Genomic DNA, 17,779 nt, shown 5'->3' with positions numbered 1-17,779 from the left:
CCTAAACTACCAAATGTTTTTCTGAAAAAATTTCCCTTCATCAATGAAAGCAAATCCATACCCAAAACATCCAATCCCTAAATAAATCCCTCCTGCGCTTCCCGGTTTTGCCGGACTGCAAAGATAAAAACTTTAACCAACATAATCCAAGAAAAAATATTTTTATTTTTTCTAAAACTACATCCCTAAAATCTCAACCTCAAAAATGTTTAATTAAGTGCTTTTCCTAAAATCTAATCAGCTCCCCCTATCGGAAACCGCTCCTGCGCTTTTACCTAATCAACAAACTCTCATCCGTTTTTCAGTGCGGCAAAAGTAAGAATCTTTAAGCTGCAATTCCAAATAGAATTAACATTAAATTCAATTTAAATTAATATTTAAACCTAAAACTCTGTAAATGAATTAGAAAAGTTTCAAACTTTTGTTTAACTATATGCCTCGAATTTAAAATTGGATCATTTGAAACAAAAAAAAACACTCACCGAAGCAAGCATTCCTATATTTTAAAAACAAAAGATTTAACTTAAATTACGAAAATCTTTTAGAAACCGCTTTATAAAAGAAATATCCGATCAGGCATCCGATGACATCTGCAACTATGTCGAAAGTTTCTGAAGATCTTCCCATCTTCATTGCATCCTGCAAAATTTCTGTAAGAAAAGCATATATCAACATGATTTGGATAAAATAATAAAATCTTACCCGCGGAAATGCGCTCATAAAGATACAACCTAATGCAGCGAAAATACTCAAGTGCAAAACCTTATCGATTCCGCTGAACATAAACCAGTATTCTTTGTTTTCTACGCCGGGACGCAAGAGCATATATGTAAGAAATGCCCAGTAAATGGGCAAAATCTTTATACTGAGGGAAGATATTTTATCCAATGACTTCCTGATATTCTTCTGCTGTAAGCAACTCAGACTGGTCTGCATCTGCGGCAAGCTCAAGTTTGATGATCCAGCCATTTCCGTAAGGATCTGTGTTTAATAATTCCGGCTGATCTTCCAAAGCAGCATTAAACTCTGTAACGGTACCGGCGATAGGCAAGAAAAGATCTGAAACTGTTTTCACCGCTTCTACACTCCCGAAAACATCACCGCCGCCTAGTTCATCATCCAAAGTATCTACGTCTACATAAACGATGTCTCCCAACTCGCCCTGAGCAAAATCGGTAATTCCGATAGTCGCTACGTTACCTTCGATCTTCACCCACTCGTGGTCTTTTGTATACTTTAATTCTGCCGGTGTATTCATTTTAATTTTATTTTTTCTAAGGACAAATTTATTTAAAATAATATTAATGCTCAAATAAAATACTTTATTTTTCGCAGTGCTAAATTCTAGGAAATTATGGATCATAAAATGATTTCAGGCACAAAAAAACCTTCAGCAAGTGAAGGTTTTGTCTAATATTTTAAAATTTAAAATCCGCCGGAATCACCGAAAGTGAATGTTGCTGAAATTCCTGCTCTGATTGTAGAAAGCGGAAATGCCGTAGAGATTTTATATTTCGAACTCATCTGCTCGTAGAAAACTCTCAAATTTAGATTTTCTGAAAGATTGTAATCTGCAGAAAGTTTCACATTCAATAATCTCTGTCCGCCGGTTACCTGAGAATCATCCAGCAAAATATTCATGATGCTTGTACGGCTGTCGCGCAAAGAAATATCTCCACGTATGTTCAGATCTGTACCTTTTGCACGTGCACCGCGGGTGTTTGCCATTCCGAGTCTGAAATTTCTAACGATATAACCTAGTCTCACGACATATTCTGTATTTGAATCTTCGGTTAAAGTATGGTTTACAAGACCTAAAAGAAGCATTCTGTTTCGGTTGTACTGCAGACCAAACTGCATATTGTTCCGCATTGTCACGTCGATTCCTACAAGTGGTGCAAAAGATTCTACATAGCCGACCTGTGCAAATGTGTACGGATTAATCAAATCACCATTCAGATCGCGACCTCCGCCACCAGAATTCCGGTCATTAAAATAATCGATGCTTGACTGGATGCCGGTTGCTGTATAGGTCGCATTGTAGCTGTGAAGAATATCAAATTTGGTAAACTGTCCGCTGATAATCGGAATATTTCTTAAACCAGAATACGTGATTCTCCAGTTTGGTAAAGGAATTCCCGCTTTTTTAGGATTGCCGATTGGCTCCGGATTTCTTCCTTCAACTGCTCCACGGAAAGCCGGAATTAAATTGTACGCATTCGCAATGCTATAGCCACTTCCCAACTGTTGAGAAAGTATCGCTGCATTTCGGCGAATCGCTGCATAAACGGCCATTCCGTCTTGGAACGCGGTGTTTACTAAAATTACAGAATTTGAATACGTGATAAGATCCGTCGCAAAGGTGAAATTCGGGTTTGCATTGCCGGCACCGTCACGATAATTAAATCCGGTTTGGGTAAAGTTTCGGTTATAATTCTGCAAGACATTTACATCTATTCTAAAATCGTTGATCGGCATAATCTGAAGATTTGCCCGAAGCTCGCGCGTCGTCATCTGAATATAAGGATCGATCATATATTCTGAATCGCTCACCCAGTTATTTTCCAAAACCGTACGGCGGATATCAGCCTGAGATCCGAAAAGGAAACCTGCGGTTGGGCCACCATTTGTCTGTCCGATTCCGTACCAGTTTGGCGCAGAAAGTAATCCCGGAAGTACGGTTCCGCTGTATTCGTTATAAGAGAAATCCAACTGTTTGAATGAAGTAAGCAGGAATGCTACATTCTGCATCATCGTCAGACGGTTTTTAAATTTATATCTTTTGTACGCGTATCTTCTTTTCTCCCAGGCTTGCGTGTACGCAGTGTTCAGAGAATCCATTTCAGTTTTTCTTTTCTGAAGTTTGTCAGACATTTTTTTGAAATATCCAAACTGACCAAAAAACTTAGGAATATCTGCAGTTCCTGTAACCTGAACCACATTTGTATTCTGGCCAATTGAACCAAGATTTTCGCGCAGATTGTTATCAGGATTGACAAAGTTTCTCAAAACTGTACTTCGCGCATTCCAGTTATAGGTAAATCCGTAACCCACTTCAAGATCAATAAAATCAACATACGGAAGATACTGGAACGGCAGTTTGTAATTTAACTGAACTCTGTGATTGTATAAAACCGGCCGGCCGGCACGAAGCACATTCCCGAAAATCGAAGAATTATCCATCGTATTCACATCCACCTCATCATTCAGCGTTCGCATCACCGAGTTGATTTCGAGCTTTAAAGATTTGGTAAAATTAAATCCTAAACCGTACTGCCAGCCAAAATAGAAATTTCTGTTTTTGATCGCAGCAAAATCGTTGTTCTGACTTCCTCTGAGGAGCGACTCGATATTTCTAAATTCAAGTTCGTTGTAATTTCTGTCGAGTTCGGTACGGAAAGACAATCTTGTAGGAATCGGATTGATATTAAATTCTTTTACCCAGCGAAGATATTTGTATGATTTTGCTGTATCGCTCACCATATTATTAAACGGACGGATCACCCAAGGTTTAAATTGATAATTGTAATCAAGATAACCGCGCAGATACTGTCTGTAGTTTCTTTTTGTATAAATATCGCGGTAAAAATCATCGTTGTAAACGGCAGTCAATGCTAAATTTTCTACATCGTAAAATCTCGCTTTCCGGGTTTGATTGACCCGTTCTTTCCGTGCGTTGACAACGCCAAGGCTTCGCTGCTGTGTAAATGTTCTGGCAACCTGTTTTAATTCTTCACGGTTTGCCGCTTTAGAAAATTCAACATCGGTATCAAGCGGGTTGTACTTCGGATCTTCAATAGTCTGCGAGTAAGAATAATTTACCGGAATCTTAATACCTGATTTCTCCGGTAAAAATTTATCCAGATTCACTGCTGTATTTACACTGAAAGCCGACTGCGTCGACTGCAGACGCTCGGCCGGTTTAGAATCAATATTTCCAAAACCTACAGAGGTGTACGATGCACTTGTGTTTACGACTGCAAAATCTCCAAGATTGAAATTTAAAGAAGCATTTCCTGCATATCCGCCATCGTTTTCAATCTCAGAAAGACGGATTTCATTTACCCAGAGAATACGGTCGATTGCCGTACCGGCACGGTCACCACCATTTCTGATTCCGACCATAATTGTGGTTACATTTCCAAGACTCGGGCGGCCTTTTATGTATAATTTTCTGAATGTAGAACCTGCATCAAACTCGGTATCCGGTATTCTCTCGATAATGTTATTCGGATTATTTCTGTCTCTTCGAATCTTTGCGTCAACAAAATCCTGAATATTCATGTTGACTTCATTCTCAAAAGGCCAGATTTCTAATGGCGTAGTTGCTGTTCTCGGGGTAATTTTTAATGAAGATTCATATTCATAATAGTTATCGGTCGCATCACTACCAAAACGGATGAAGAATTTTGTCTTCTCATCAATTCGTCCAACGTTTACATCATTGTTGTTAGGATCCTGAGCATGTACAAACAATCTCAGTTTTTTGTAACGTCTCATATCGAGCTGCACATTTTTGAAAACGCCACGCGCCTGAGTTGCAGGAAGCAGTTTTGCTTTCATATAAAGCGAAGCTTCATTCTGACGCTGTGCACCTGCATTTCCACTTAAAACCTGACGGTCAATTCCAGGAGGCAAAACGTAAGGAGGTTGGTTTAATGCATTTTCTTCAATATTAACACTACCTACTTCAAAATCATCATTCGTAACATTTTGCGACCCTTCCAAAACAGGATCAGCTATTGATCTGGCAATATTTTTAGGATAACGTCTCCAGTCTGAGCGAATCAGATCCATTGTGGCAAACCTCAGCGTAGAAGTATTGTCAAAACCTTTCAGGAGCATTCTTGCAAAACGTACATTATTAAGAACTTCAGGTCTGGCATCACCTGCATTCAAAACATATCCGTTCACCGGAATTCTGAATAAATACCATTTTACCTGAGAAGTCTGTCCGTTCTGGAAAGTCGCCTGTACAGTCTTCACATCGACAATATTGTTGTTGCCTAATGTAAGATCTGACTGAGCAAGATTTACTTCGTATTGGTTGTAATTTTCAACCTGATCTAAGTTGTAGTCTTTGTTGATATCTTCCGCATCCGGAGTTTGTGACGACACCTCAAGCGAGTTGCTCTGTGAATTTCCTTCCGGACCCCTGAAGTATTTGTAACGCTGTACCAGTGAAGAAGCCTGCGCCCCGGTAAATTTTTCAGAAAGATAAAATACAAAATCATCCACTGCAGGATCTGCGCGGTTCAAAACAGGATTCACAAAAGTGTTTCCAAATCTTGCCGCTTCCTGATCTGAAGTAAGACCATCATAACCTGCATCCTGAGCAGTTCTTTCTGCGCCTTCAGATGAAAATGCGTATAAAATTGGTGGCTGCTTAGGCTGGATTCCCCAGGTCGAACTGGTGGTTGTAGAAGGTGCGCCCGGCGTTGGCAATCCGTTTTCGTACTGCATTAAACCGTCTTTCAAAACATCTTCAGAAACGTTTCCGAGCTGAAGTAATAGTTTTGGATTTCCACCGGGTAAACTTAATTGGTTTCCATCGGCGTAAGGATCCATCATCCAAAACTCTACATATTCAATATTTGAATTTACAAAATTTGAAATGCTGATTGGTCTCATGATTCCCGCCCAACGCTGCGAAGTAGATTCCGTATTTGGGTTCACGTTATACGGTCCTTTTTCTGCCGGATAATATGAAATATCAAAGGTATTGGTAAACGTCTGCTCACCCGCCACGAAATCTCTGTTGTTAAAAATTTCAGCAAGCTGCACTCTTCTGGAAGCGTGATTGGAAACCGACTGCGCGGTTATTCCGGCCGGTGCTCTTCCACCAATGCCGTAAAAACGCGGGTCGATGTTGTACCACGAAAGCAAACCACGACCATTGCCGTTCACAAGACTGTTATTGGCTCCAGCGCCCTGAAATACAGGATCGGTCTGATTCTTTTCAGGCTTTGAAGCAAGACTCCAGGCGGTGGGTTCTTTCAGTGAAATTCTGGAAGTCGTCTGCTCAAAATCGTCGATGTATGACTGGTCATTTGTGCCTTTATTGATTCCCGGAATTAGATATGCAGCTTCCATTTTAAAATTAAGATTGGAAGGAGCTTCTGTATTAATCCCCGGAATTTTATCGGTTATTCTTGTTAGGAAAGGCAGCTGATTGTTATACAACATATTTACACCCGCCATTGTGTTATTCACGGCTTCCTGCCCGAAATTTACTTTTTGGGTGAGCGGAGATTCAGAATAATTGACCACCGTTCCACCGAAAATAAAATTCTCACTGACTCTTCTTTCTAAATTTAAACCTAAAAATCTTTTTCGCTGCGTATTAAAAGTCAGCTGATTTTCAAGAGCAATATTAATCGCCTGCCCAGATTGTTTTACCTGCTCGTTGATAATCACAACTGTACCAAGCATATAATCTACGGTATAATCGACACCTTCTGTCAGCTGAACACCGTTTGCAGAAACTTTTACCGAACCCTGCGGCACATTCACTGCACCAAGAGAAATCCCCTGCCCCTGCGAACCTTTGTATCGACCTTCAAGCGTGTACCGCTGAGCAAGATTGCTGTTGGTAGCGACCTGTTTTTGCTGCGTGTAAAGATCATTAAAAACATACTGAGGATCATTTGAACCCAAAACCTGCTGCATATAATTACCGAAAGGCTGCACCTTGGTAAACATTACACGGCCAACGTCTGGTCTGATGGTGATTCCGTTGACAAAATCGAAAATCCCGTCACCTAAAGTTCCGTTGCTCGTCTGCAAATCTCCGTTGATATTGAGTCGGTCCCAATTGAGAAGTTTCAGTAAGTTCCTGTCGGCAACTGTCGTGTTTGGCAAATAATTGACGATACCACCGGTTTGCGGATCGCGGTAATTGATATTTAAAATAAATCCGTCCTGATCGATTTGCCCGGCATCAAGAGAATAAAAATTCTTCATCATCAAATCCCACATTGGCGACGTTACATTCACCGTGGTATTTGATTTTAAAAGTTTTGCCACCAAAACCTGACTTTCTTCGGAGAATTCTCCCACTTTGAAAATCTGGTTGCTGCCGTTAACGGTGTATGAATAAGAAACCGCCAAAAGCTGCTGGTCATTCAGTCTCTGATTTAAAGAAACGTATCCAAGCTGCGGATGAAATGTATATTCGTTGGCGTTAAGACGTCTTGCTTTTTTGTTAAAAATAAATTCTTCACCGTTGGTATAAGGCGTCGCCGATCCCGGGAAAGTCTGACCCAAAAGAACATCACCATAATTTACACCAGGATCACGCGCCGGTCCGATTGTGGTGTTGATTGCCTGATAAAGTCCGTTTTGGGTATTGTCCGGAGAGCCGGAAGCTCCTTCTCCCAAATCTCTGACACCGATAATACTTTTCTGATACGCTAAATTTGAATTACCCTGATCGATCACCCAAACTTCGATTCTGCTGATGTTTATTCTTGAATTGATCTGAGGATAATTTTCGAGTGCTCGGTCATAATTATTCAGGAAATACCGCCCGATAAAATAATGCTGGTTGTCTTCGTAATCAATGGCATTAATTTTGAAAGTATTCAGAACGCCACCACCCTGTACGACAATATTTCGGGCCTCACCCTGTTGCTGAGACAACACGACGGTACCGTATGTTTTGCCTAATTTAAATTCTGTTTTCACCCCGAAAAGAGATTCAGAGCCGCGGATAAGACTCGTTGATAACGGCATATTTACGTTACCGAATTCGACGCGTTTAATAATTTTATCTTCACCGCCGGCATTGGGTCTGTTTACTTCACCTAAACCTTTTGTCTGAAGATCCTGCCAGGTTCCTTTGGCCTGCCAGACGAGATTCATACGGTTTTCAAACGCGAAACCGCTCTGTGTATCGTAGTTGGCTTTCAGCTGAAGGTTTTCACCAACTTTACCAATTAATCCAAGCTGGATTCTCTGATCAATATCAAATGTAAAACTGGTACGGTTTTGCGGTAAAATAAGAGGATTATCTATCTTCTGGTACAGCCCGGCAAAATCAAAAGAAGCATAACCAGACGGAATAATTTCAATCTTATTACTCCCGAAAATACTTTCGAAAAGCCTGTTATTAATGGTCAATGAAGGAATAAGACCTTTTCTTGCCGCCCCCGATTTATCTTTCCGGAACATCAGACTGTAGCGGTCAGATTTATCTTTGTAGTACGCCTTTGCCTGCTCTGCCAGCATAAATTCTTTATAATCTTCAGGAGACATCGCCACACCAGGCCCGGTAATTACATTTCCGACTTTTGGATATACATAGTACATCCCGGTTTTGATGTCGTAATACGCCTCGTAGTATGTGGGATCGCTTACGGCGTAGTCTTTTTTGATCGTATAACCCGGCTCTGTCTGCCCAAAAATCTGCACAGAAAAACATAAAAAAGCCAGGTAAAAATATATTTTGAGATACTTTGTATTTGCCACCAAAGGTTACATATTTTTTAAAATTTGTTTCACCAGTTCCTCCACCGAAACTGCCGGATTCTCCTTCATCACACGGTCTGCGAGCTTCTCGCTCATGCGCCGCGATATTCCTAAAACTTCTAATGCAGATAACGCCTCATCCTTCACTTTATTATCAACCGTCGCAGAATAATTTTCTTCTTCTGTAGCAAACTTGGCCACTTTATCTTTCAGATCGACGATGATTCGCTCCGCCGTTTTGGCACCGAGACCTTTCGCTTTCTGTATCACTGCACTGTTTCTTGAAAGTATCGCTGATGCAATATCTGAAAGGCTGAGTGTTGATAATAAAATAAGCGCCGAGACTGCACCCACCCCATTCACGCTGATGAGAAGATTAAACATTTCCTTTTCAGATTTGGTAATAAAACCAAAAAGAAGGTTGGCATCTTCACGGATGATCTGCTGAGTGTACAGCATCGCATCCTGCCCTGCCACCAGATTTTGGGACGTCATGAGGCTTATTCCTACGTAATAGCCTACCCCGCCCACATTCATCACCGCATAGGTCGGTGTAAGTTCCTGCACTTTTCCCTGTAAAGAAAATATCATCCTTGTTTTTTATAACTGCCAAATATAGCAATTTTAAGTAATTTTTAATTTCTGTTTACGAAACGAATGTTATTTAACTTAATTTCAGACATACGGGATAATGAAAAGGAATTTTTAATGAAATTTTTTGAAATGCGGCAGTAAAGGAAAAGGAATTTTCTGTTACAAGATTTTATATTGAGCTTTTAAAAACAACAGTTGCGCTAATACTTTTTCAAAATCAATACCTGCTTCATTTTTAAGCATCATCATCATCATCAAAAAAACTCATGCGCATGACTTTATAAACTTATGCGCATGAGTTACTCAATTCATGCGCATGAGTTCAAAGGTTTATGCGCATGAATTTTTAGGCACCTCCCATAGAACACGATTTTTATCTATTAAGAAATTTTTAGTATTTGCTTTTTTTAGTACATTCGTGGTACAAAATACACATTGTTTAATTTAAATTTTGAAAAAAGATGCCAATTACATTTAAAATTATCTCCAGAAAAAATTTACAGCAGCCTAATGCCCCTGCAAAATTTTATGCCGATATCGTGGGTGATGGCGAGACTACTCTTGATGATCTTGCCAAATATGCCTCTACAGTCTCTACCGTATCAAAAGGTGATATACTGGCTGTTTTGGAAAGCACGTTTTCTAAAATTGCAGAAGATGTAGCAGACGGGAAGATTGTCTATGTAGGAGAATATTTTACGCTTCAGGCAGGTGGCTCAAGTGAAGGCAGAGCTACCCCGGAAGAAGTAAATGCCTCAAGTATTGAAAGCCTGAAAACGATTTTCCGTCCCGGGAAAATGATTAAAAACGCGCTTAAGATTGCTGAATTCAAAAAGACGGGCGGAAATTCTTCGAATTTCCGCCCGCCTTATGTAATGTTTAAAGTAGTATTTACTTTTTCGCCTCTCTTCGCTGCGCATCCAAAACAGCAACGGTAGCGAGATTCACAATTTCATCTACGCTGGAGCGCATCTGCAGAACGTGTACAGGCTGCTTAAGTCCCATCAGGATCGGACCGATTACCTGCGCGACTTTCATCCCGCGGATAATTTTGTACGACAGATTCGCCGATTCAAGATTCGGGAAAATGAAGGTGTTGGCGGGTGTGGTGCCGAGTTTTGAGAAAGGATAATCGCTTAAATGATCTGCATTCATGGCAAAATCTGGCTGTATTTCTCCATCCACGACCATCTTCGGGAATTTCTCGTGGAGAATACTTACAGCTTTCGCCACCTTTTTTGAAGTTTCGGAGATGGCCGCGAAGTTTTCAAAACCCAGCATGGCGATGCGCGGTTCGATCGCAAAAGATTTTACGGTATGCTCTGCCATTTTAGCAATATTCACGAGATCTTCAGCAGTCGGATTTTGGTTGATCGAAGTATCTGCGAAGAAAATCGGTTTCTTTTCAGACAGAATCATCATCATCGCCGCCACTTTGTCTACGCCTTTATCTTTTTCAATCACTTCCAGAACAGGTCTTAAAGTAGAAACATAATTTTTAGAAAAACCAATAATCAACCCGTCGGTATCGCCGTGTTTCAGCATCAATGGGCCGAAATAATCGCGCTGACGTACAAAACGCTTCGCTTTATATTCGTTCATTCCTTTGCGCTGGCGCAGTTTCCAGAGGGTTTCGCGGTATTTTTTGCGGTTCTCTTTCTGATCGTCGGCACTCGGATCGATGATCGGAACATCTATCTCAATCCCGAATTTCACCATCTGCTCTTTCACGTATTTTTTGTCTCCCAAAAGAATAGGATGTGCAATACCCTCCTCGTAAAGAATCTGTGCTGCTTTCAGAACATTATATTCCTCTGCATTGCCCAAAGTAATTCTCTTAGGATTTGCTTTTGCGCGGTTCTGCATCATACGCACCAGTTTCTCATCTCTTCCCATTCTGTCGAGAAGCTGATTTTCGTATTCGTCGAAATCGGCGATGGTTTTTCTGGCAATTCCACTGTCGATGGCTGCTTTCGCAACGGCGCTCGACACTTTTGTAATTAATCTGTTGTCAAAAGGTTTCGGGATAAAATATTCTCTTCCAAACTGCAGGTTTTTTAGATTGTATGCTAAAATTACCGCTTCCGGTACGGGTTCTTTTGCAAGATTGGCGATAGCATAGACCGCGGCCAGCTTCATCTCTTCGTTAATACCTTTTGCCTGCACATCGAGTGCCCCACGGAAAATATACGGGAAACCCAACACATTGTTTACCTGATTGGGATAATCGCTTCTTCCGGTCGCCATAATAACGTCTTTTCGTGTGCTTAAAGCCAGATCATATGCGATTTCAGGATCCGGATTGGCGAGTGCAAAAACGATGGGATTTTCTGCCATGCTGCTCAACATTTCCGGCGTCATCACATTTCCTTTAGACAAACCAACGAAAACATCGGCGCCTATCAGGGCATCTTCAAGCGTTTCAATATCGGTTTGCGCAATAAATCCTATTTTTTCCGGGGTAAGATTTTCTCTTTTGTGATTGATCACGCCTTTGCTGTCACACATCAAAACATTTTCTCTTTTTAAACCTAAAGAAATGTAAAGATTGGTACATGCCACAGCTGCTGCACCGGCACCATTCACCACCATTTTCACCTCAGCGATTTCTTTATTCGCGATCTGCAGAGAATTGATCAGAGCCGCCGCAGAAATAATCGCGGTACCATGCTGATCGTCGTGCATCAAAGGGATATCGAGTTCTTCCTTTAATTTCTGTTCGATATAAAATGCTTCCGGAGCTTTGATGTCTTCAAGGTTGATTCCGCCAAAAGTCGGGGCGATACCTTTTACAATCTGAATAAACTTATCAGGATCTTTTTCGTCGATTTCAATATCAAAAACATTGATGTCGGCAAATATTTTAAACAAAAGTCCTTTCCCTTCCATTACCGGTTTTGAGGCTTCTGCCCCAATATCTCCCAAACCTAAAACCGCAGTACCGTTTGATATAACGGCGACCAGATTTCCTTTTCCGGTATAATCGTAGACCGTTTCGGGGTTTTTCTCAATTTCCAGACACGGAATCGCAACACCCGGCGAATAGGCCAGCGAAAGATCGCGCTGCGACGAGTGCGGTTTTGAAGGAATGACTTCTATTTTGCCTTTCGGCTCTGCTTTATGATAATCTAACGCGGCCTGATTGAAATTTTTCTCGTCGCGGTATGTTTTGTCTGACATAAAATAATTTTTTATTTAAAGTATATATTTAATGTGGTAATCGACCAGGCTTTCGATTGGTTTTTGAACTACATGGCCCACATTTAAATGAAATTCTGAAGCTACATTTCTCAGGATATCTTCGTAGTAATACGCGATAGAACCGATGAAATTGATCTCTGCATTTTGAGATTCCTGATAAGGTACCACCTGATATTCGAAGAAATTTCTCATCTCATCCGAAACCATCTGTATAAAATAAGGGTGATTTTTCCGCTCTGCAACGAAACGGTTGAAGTCTGCCAAAAAGGCATTTGGCCGGGTTTTATGATACATATTCTGCAGTGCATCATCTACTGTAAGCTGATAATTTTCTTCAAACTCATGATGAAGATCAGAAGGAAGCTTCTGCATAAAATAGCGTCGCACTAGCTGTTTGCCGATGGCACTTCCGCTACCTTCGTCGCCAATAAGAAAACCCAGAGAAGGAAGTTTGATCGTCACCTCTTCGCCGTCAAAATAGCATGAATTGGAACCTGTTCCCAGAATGCAGACCATCGCCGGTTTCCCTCTGTAGGCAGCATACGCCGCAGCCATCAGATCTTCTTTCACCATAATTTTGGCATTGGGGAAGACATGTCTGATTTCTTTTGCGATGCGTTCGCGGTTTTTCTCCACGCCGCAACCGGAGCCATAAAAGTAAATTTTGGTGATCGAATTTTTCAGCAGTACCAGGCTGTGATTTTTTTCGATTTCGGGAACAATAAGATCGATGCTGATAAAGTTTGGATTGAAACCTATGGTTTCAGTTTTCATGAAGATATTCTTAAATTCATCAAGAATTACCCAGTCTGATTTTGTAGAACCGCTATCAACTATCGCAACCATAAATTGTCTATTATAAGCGTAAAATTATAAATTAATCTTTAAACGGCCGGAAAAAATACCCGCCGAAACGCTATACATGACATCCCTCAGTTTTTGATTTCCCCGGTATTCTGGCTGAATTTGCCCAACCAGTCTTCTATTTCTTCTTCCAGAAAATGCGACTGCATGGCCATGGCATCAATAAAATCATCAGGCACAGGATTTCCCGGTGCGGTTTCCAGATTCCAAAGTTCATCAGAGATGATTTCGTATTCAGAATAGACTCTTTTAAAACGTGAGTTTTCCTTTTCCAGTGCTTCGATATTTTTTTGCTGCAGCTGAAATTTTCTGTATCTGTTGTTATTTTTCATACAAATAGATTGATAGGTCTGGTTTTTAATGCTGATCTGAGAGGCACCTGCCTGAGGCTCCCGGAGATGTATGATTCTGATACAATTTTTTGGAAATGAATCTATTATCCCCTGTACACTGTCGAATTGAAAATTAAAATTAGAAATTATTTGCTTTCAAAAAAATATTTTAACATCTTTTTTCAACGTTTAACATATAGTTATAAATTTGCGCTTTATCCACAGACATGAAAACACATCTACTGCGGCACAAGCAGATCCTATTTTTCATCATCGCGGGAGGTCTCAGTGCTGTCGTGGAGATAGGCACCTTCAAAATCTTCAGCAGCATGCTGCCAAAATTCATTGCCAATGAGAAAGATTTTCATGGTTTGCACTATCCTCTGAGTAATATTTTCTCTACCAGCTGCGGCATTATTTTCAATTATTTCCTGAGTATTTATTTCGTTTTCGAGCGCGGCAAACATTCCAAAAAAAGAGAATTCACGTATTTTATGGGCGTTTCTTTTATTTCTACAGTGATAAGCCTGGGAATGTTTCAGATTTTTTACAGCTTTATATTTAAAGATAATATCGATCTGAATTTTTATACCTTGAGCCGCGAAATGATGAGCAAAATCTCAGCAATCGTTCTGGTGTCGGTGCTCAATTATTCTGTGAAGAAAAAAGTAATCTTTAATGGCTAAGCTGTGACGAAAATTTTAAATTACCTCTGGAGAGCCTGGTTTCTGATTCTGGCGTTTATCGTGACGATCTTATTCGGAATTCCGGTGTATATACTTTCATTTAATAAAAAAAATTACCGCCACGCATACCGGTTCATCAGGCTTTGGTGCTACGGAATGTTCTTCGGAATGGGCCTTCGCTACGAACTGAAAAACCTCACCGACAAAAAAATCGACCGCAACAGACAGTACGTTTTTATCAGCAATCACACCTCGATTATGGATATTATGCTGCCGTGCATCCTTTTTCCGCATCATCCGCTTTGCTACGTCGGCAAAAAAGAACTGGTAAAAATCCCGATTTTCGGAACCGTTTACAAAAGAATTTGCGTGATGGTGGACCGCAGCAGTCCACGGAGCCGCGCCGACGTGTACCGACGCTGTGCTGAGAAAATGGAAGAAGGCAACAGCATCGTGATTTTCCCTGAAGGCGGCGTTCCGCACGACACGTCGATTGTTTTGGATCAGTTCAAAGACGGCGCATTTCTCCTTTCATCAAAACATCAGTCGCCGATTGCGGTATTTACTTTTATCGGTTTAAAGGATATGTTTCCTTTTGATAATGCCAAAGGCTATCCCGGAAAAGTAAAGGTTTTTTTCAATGATATTCTCGAACCCGACAGTTGCCCGAAAGACCTGAAAGCTACCGCTTTTAAGACCATACAAAAAACGCTCGCTGAGCACAGTTAATTAAAGAATTACTATATATTTGTTTTATAACCTTATTATATGAATGCACAACCGCAACAGACCAAATGGTCGCAGTTTTTATCTCTGATCGTCGTTTTCTTCTTCTGGGGATTCGTCGCTGCCAGCAATGACATCCTGATTCCCGTTTTCAAAAAATGGTTTGTACTTTCTCAGGTTCAGAGTCAGCTTGTGGCCTGGGCATTTTATGCGGCTTACTTTGTCGGGTCCGTAATATTTTTCTTTATTTCTTTAAAAAGCGACATTCTGCAAAAATTCGGTTACAAAAAAACACTCGCAACAGGTCTGGTAATTTCTGCTTTCGGAGCATTTCTTTTTGTTCCGGCAGCTGCAGCAGCCAACTTTTGGTTTTTCCTTTCGGCTCTGTTTATCGTAGGTTTGGGATTTTCGGTACAGCAAATTGTGGCCAATCCTCTGGCAATTAAAATGGGAAGCCCGGAAACCGGTACACACCGTCTGACGCTTGCGGGAGGAATTAATTCATTAGGAACAACCATCGGTCCTATTCTTTTGGGAATTGTTCTTTTCGGAATGGGAAACAAGGAAGATTCTAAACCCAAAGAAGCTAATTTACCTAAAATTGAGATCGTAAAAAGCGAATATATTGCCCACAGAAATGATCTTTCTAAAAATGTAACTGAGCTTAAAAAAGATTCCAGCGACGATCAGAAAGAGGTTCAAACCGTTTTATCAAAAGTTGAAAAAAACATCGCCAACCTTAATTCTCAGATCGCGATGATCGAAAAAAATCCTTCTGCCAGCGATTCTGAAATTGACGCTTACAATAAAAATTTAGGTGAAATCACAAAGAGTTCAACCAACATTTTATATCCAACCGAGTTTGTAAAAGATCATTTGAAAGAAGTAAAAATGCCGTTTATCGTGCTCGGAATTGCATTTATTCTCGTAGCGGTTTTCATGCTTTTCTCAAAAATTGAAGATCCCGCAAAACAGGAAGAAGCACTTATTGAAGAAGGTTCAGCGAAATTCAGCATCTTCGATTATCCTCAGTTATATTTAGGAATGCTGGCAATTTTCATCTACGTTGGCGTCGAGGTTTCCATCATCAGTAATCTGCCGGCTTTGCTTCACACCAAAGAATTTGGCGGCGTTCTGGAGCATAATATTGCACCTTTCGTGTCGCTGTATTGGGGAAGTCTGATGATCGGACGGTGGAACGGCAGCATCAATGTTTTTAATCTTTCTAAAACGGTGCTTACCATCATGAAAATCGTGGTTCCTTTCGTCGCTTTTGCCGTAATTATCTTTGCTAACGAGCTGAGCGGAAAAGATGTTTCCAGCTTTTATATCTATCCTTTCTGGATTTTAGCTTTTATCGTGATGAGTTTTATTGGCGGAAAAGCAGCTGGAAAAACGCTGATGATTTTCGGAATTTCGGGTTTAATTATGATGATTCTTGGTTTGGTGTATCCTGATAAAGAAATTGCCAAATATTTCTTCATCTCCGGCGGACTTTTCTGTTCGATCATGTGGCCTGCGATTTTCGATCTTGCCATTGCCGGACTTGGGAAAAACACCGGGAAAGCTTCATCGTTCCTTGTGATGATGATTTTGGGCGGCGGATTGATTCCTTTGGCGCAGGGTTGGATCTGCGATTTCGACAAAACCAGCCCAGATGGAATTATGGGAATTACGTGGACCCATTTCTCATATGTAGTACCGATTGTCTGCTTCGCTTATCTTGCATTCTACGGTTTTGCAGCTCCGAAAATTCTGAGAAAACAGGGAATTGTTTTAAATGAAACTTCAAACAGTGCGCATTAATTACCACAAACTATATTTAAAAAAGAGATTTTGGGCAGCTGTTTTGGTTGTCCAATTTCTTTTGTTTTTTATCTTTTCTAAAATTCCTGCAGCAGTTTTATTTTTCGAAAATCTATTTGAAATTCAGAAATACATTCATCAAAAAATATTCTCCTGGCTTCCGTTTTCAGTGGGCGACATTTTTTATATTTTACTCGGGATTGCTTTACTCATTTTAATATTTAAATCTTTCAAGGAAAAATCAAAATCAAAAGCTCGACTGCATATTTTGTTTTTGCTGAACATCATCTACTTCATTTATCAGATTTTTTGGGGAATGCTCTACTTTCAGATTCCGCTTTCCAAAAAAATGCCGGAAGCTGAAGTGACCATAGAAATGAGAAAAACGCTTGCTGCAAAGTATTTAGATAAGTGCAAAATATTAAGAATGCAGGTCTCAGAAGATAAAAATGGAGTTTTCAAAATAGAAAATCTCGAGAAAATAAAACAGGAAATTATCTTGCAGCAGAAGTATCTTCCAAAAAATTTGAACAGTAAAAAACCGACACTGATTAATTCTATCAAACCAAGTCTCTACGGCAAAGTGATGAACTTCAGCGGAATCTTAGGCTATTACAATCCGTTTACAGCAGAGGCGCAGTACAACCGCGAAATTCCGTCTTCTTATCTCCCGTTTACCATCGCCCACGAAAGCGCACATCAGCTTGGCTACGCGCGTGAGCAGGAAGCAAATTTTATTGGTTTTCTTTTGGGAAGCAGCTCAGCTGATTTAGAAATTCAGTACAGTACAGCTTATTTTACACTAAAAAGTTTATTGAGTTCTTTGGTTGAAGACGATCCGAAATTTGTCAGAAAAATGCTTGCAGAATATTCTTCAGGAATGAAACGTGACCGCAAAGCCGAAAAAGATTTCGCAGAAAATCATCGCGGCCTGCTCGACGATTTTTTTGGATTTACCAACAACCTTTTCCTGAAAACCAATCAGCAGGAAGGCGCCGTCACTTATTCCTATTTTGTGAATTTGCTGGTGCAGTACGAAATGTCGAAAAAATAAAAAAGAATCGTATCAGGCGATACGATTCTAAAAACACAAATGATGAA

The 17,779-nt window shown here is 40.4% G+C and carries 12 protein-coding genes; 5 read left to right on the top strand and 7 right to left on the bottom strand.

Going from position 1 to position 17,779, the window contains the following annotated elements; all coding sequences use genetic code 11:
- Positions 1-528: 528 nt before the first annotated feature.
- The 4 genes from ASG01_RS07220 to ruvA all read right to left on the bottom strand — a co-directional run bounded on the left by ASG01_RS07220 (position 529) and on the right by ruvA (position 9,060).
- Positions 529-936 (bottom strand): VanZ family protein, encoded by a 408-nt coding sequence (locus tag ASG01_RS07220; protein WP_117613393.1) that lies wholly within the window; start codon positions 934-936, stop codon positions 529-531.
- Positions 881-1,258 carry a glycine cleavage system protein GcvH gene (gcvH, locus tag ASG01_RS07215; RefSeq protein ID WP_055862243.1) on the bottom strand — a complete coding sequence of 126 codons (378 nt, stop codon included), beginning with the start codon at positions 1,256-1,258 and terminating at the stop codon, positions 881-883. The genes ASG01_RS07220 and gcvH overlap by 56 nt, the downstream gene beginning before the upstream one ends.
- 167 nt (positions 1,259-1,425) lie before the next feature.
- Positions 1,426-8,469: a cell surface protein SprA gene (sprA, locus tag ASG01_RS07210; RefSeq protein WP_055861958.1), complete on the bottom strand. Its 7,044-nt coding sequence runs from the start codon at positions 8,467-8,469 to the stop codon at positions 1,426-1,428.
- Positions 8,470-8,475: 6 nt separating this feature from the next.
- Complete coding sequence (ruvA, locus tag ASG01_RS07205) at positions 8,476-9,060, bottom strand: Holliday junction branch migration protein RuvA (RefSeq protein ID WP_055861955.1); 585 nt, start codon at positions 9,058-9,060, stop codon at positions 8,476-8,478.
- A gap of 464 nt (positions 9,061-9,524) precedes the next feature.
- Between ruvA and ASG01_RS07200 the strand changes: the two genes are divergently transcribed.
- A complete protein-coding gene (locus ASG01_RS07200) occupies positions 9,525-10,001 on the top strand; it encodes a DNA-binding protein (RefSeq protein WP_157844179.1) in 477 nt (158 codons plus the stop codon).
- Here ASG01_RS07200 and ASG01_RS07195 read toward each other — a convergent pair.
- The 3 genes from ASG01_RS07195 to ASG01_RS07185 all read right to left on the bottom strand — a co-directional run bounded on the left by ASG01_RS07195 (position 9,955) and on the right by ASG01_RS07185 (position 13,460).
- Complete coding sequence (locus ASG01_RS07195; RefSeq protein WP_055861952.1) at positions 9,955-12,243, bottom strand: NADP-dependent malic enzyme; 2,289 nt, start codon at positions 12,241-12,243, stop codon at positions 9,955-9,957. The genes ASG01_RS07200 and ASG01_RS07195 overlap by 47 nt on opposite strands.
- Positions 12,244-12,258: 15 nt before the next feature.
- Positions 12,259-13,110, bottom strand: a complete 852-nt coding sequence (locus ASG01_RS07190) for a BadF/BadG/BcrA/BcrD ATPase family protein (protein WP_055861949.1) — start codon at positions 13,108-13,110, stop codon at positions 12,259-12,261.
- Between the two features lie 86 nt (positions 13,111-13,196).
- Positions 13,197-13,460: a hypothetical protein gene (locus ASG01_RS07185; protein ID WP_055861947.1), complete on the bottom strand. Its 264-nt coding sequence runs from the start codon at positions 13,458-13,460 to the stop codon at positions 13,197-13,199.
- Between the two features lie 227 nt (positions 13,461-13,687).
- Between ASG01_RS07185 and ASG01_RS07180 the strand changes: the two genes are divergently transcribed.
- The 4 genes from ASG01_RS07180 to ASG01_RS07160 are packed head-to-tail and all read left to right on the top strand — an operon-like array spanning position 13,688 to position 17,732.
- Positions 13,688-14,146, top strand: a complete 459-nt coding sequence (locus tag ASG01_RS07180; RefSeq protein ID WP_055861945.1) for a GtrA family protein — start codon at positions 13,688-13,690, stop codon at positions 14,144-14,146.
- A 3-nt stretch (positions 14,147-14,149) separates the two neighbouring features.
- Positions 14,150-14,875 carry a lysophospholipid acyltransferase family protein gene (locus ASG01_RS07175; protein ID WP_082498302.1) on the top strand — a complete coding sequence of 242 codons (726 nt, stop codon included), beginning with the start codon at positions 14,150-14,152 and terminating at the stop codon, positions 14,873-14,875.
- A gap of 39 nt (positions 14,876-14,914) precedes the next feature.
- Complete coding sequence (locus ASG01_RS16170) at positions 14,915-16,678, top strand: MFS transporter (RefSeq protein ID WP_238584508.1); 1,764 nt, start codon at positions 14,915-14,917, stop codon at positions 16,676-16,678.
- Entirely contained in the window at positions 16,653-17,732 is a 1,080-nt protein-coding gene (locus ASG01_RS07160) for a DUF3810 domain-containing protein (RefSeq protein WP_238584507.1), read from the top strand. Before ASG01_RS16170 ends, ASG01_RS07160 begins: the two co-directional genes overlap by 26 nt.
- Positions 17,733-17,779 lie beyond the last annotated feature (47 nt).

The sequence above is a fragment of the Chryseobacterium sp. Leaf180 genome, from assembly GCF_001424585.1.
Taxonomy (GTDB): domain Bacteria; phylum Bacteroidota; class Bacteroidia; order Flavobacteriales; family Weeksellaceae; genus Chryseobacterium.
This window is presented reverse-complemented; position numbering and strand designations above follow the sequence as displayed.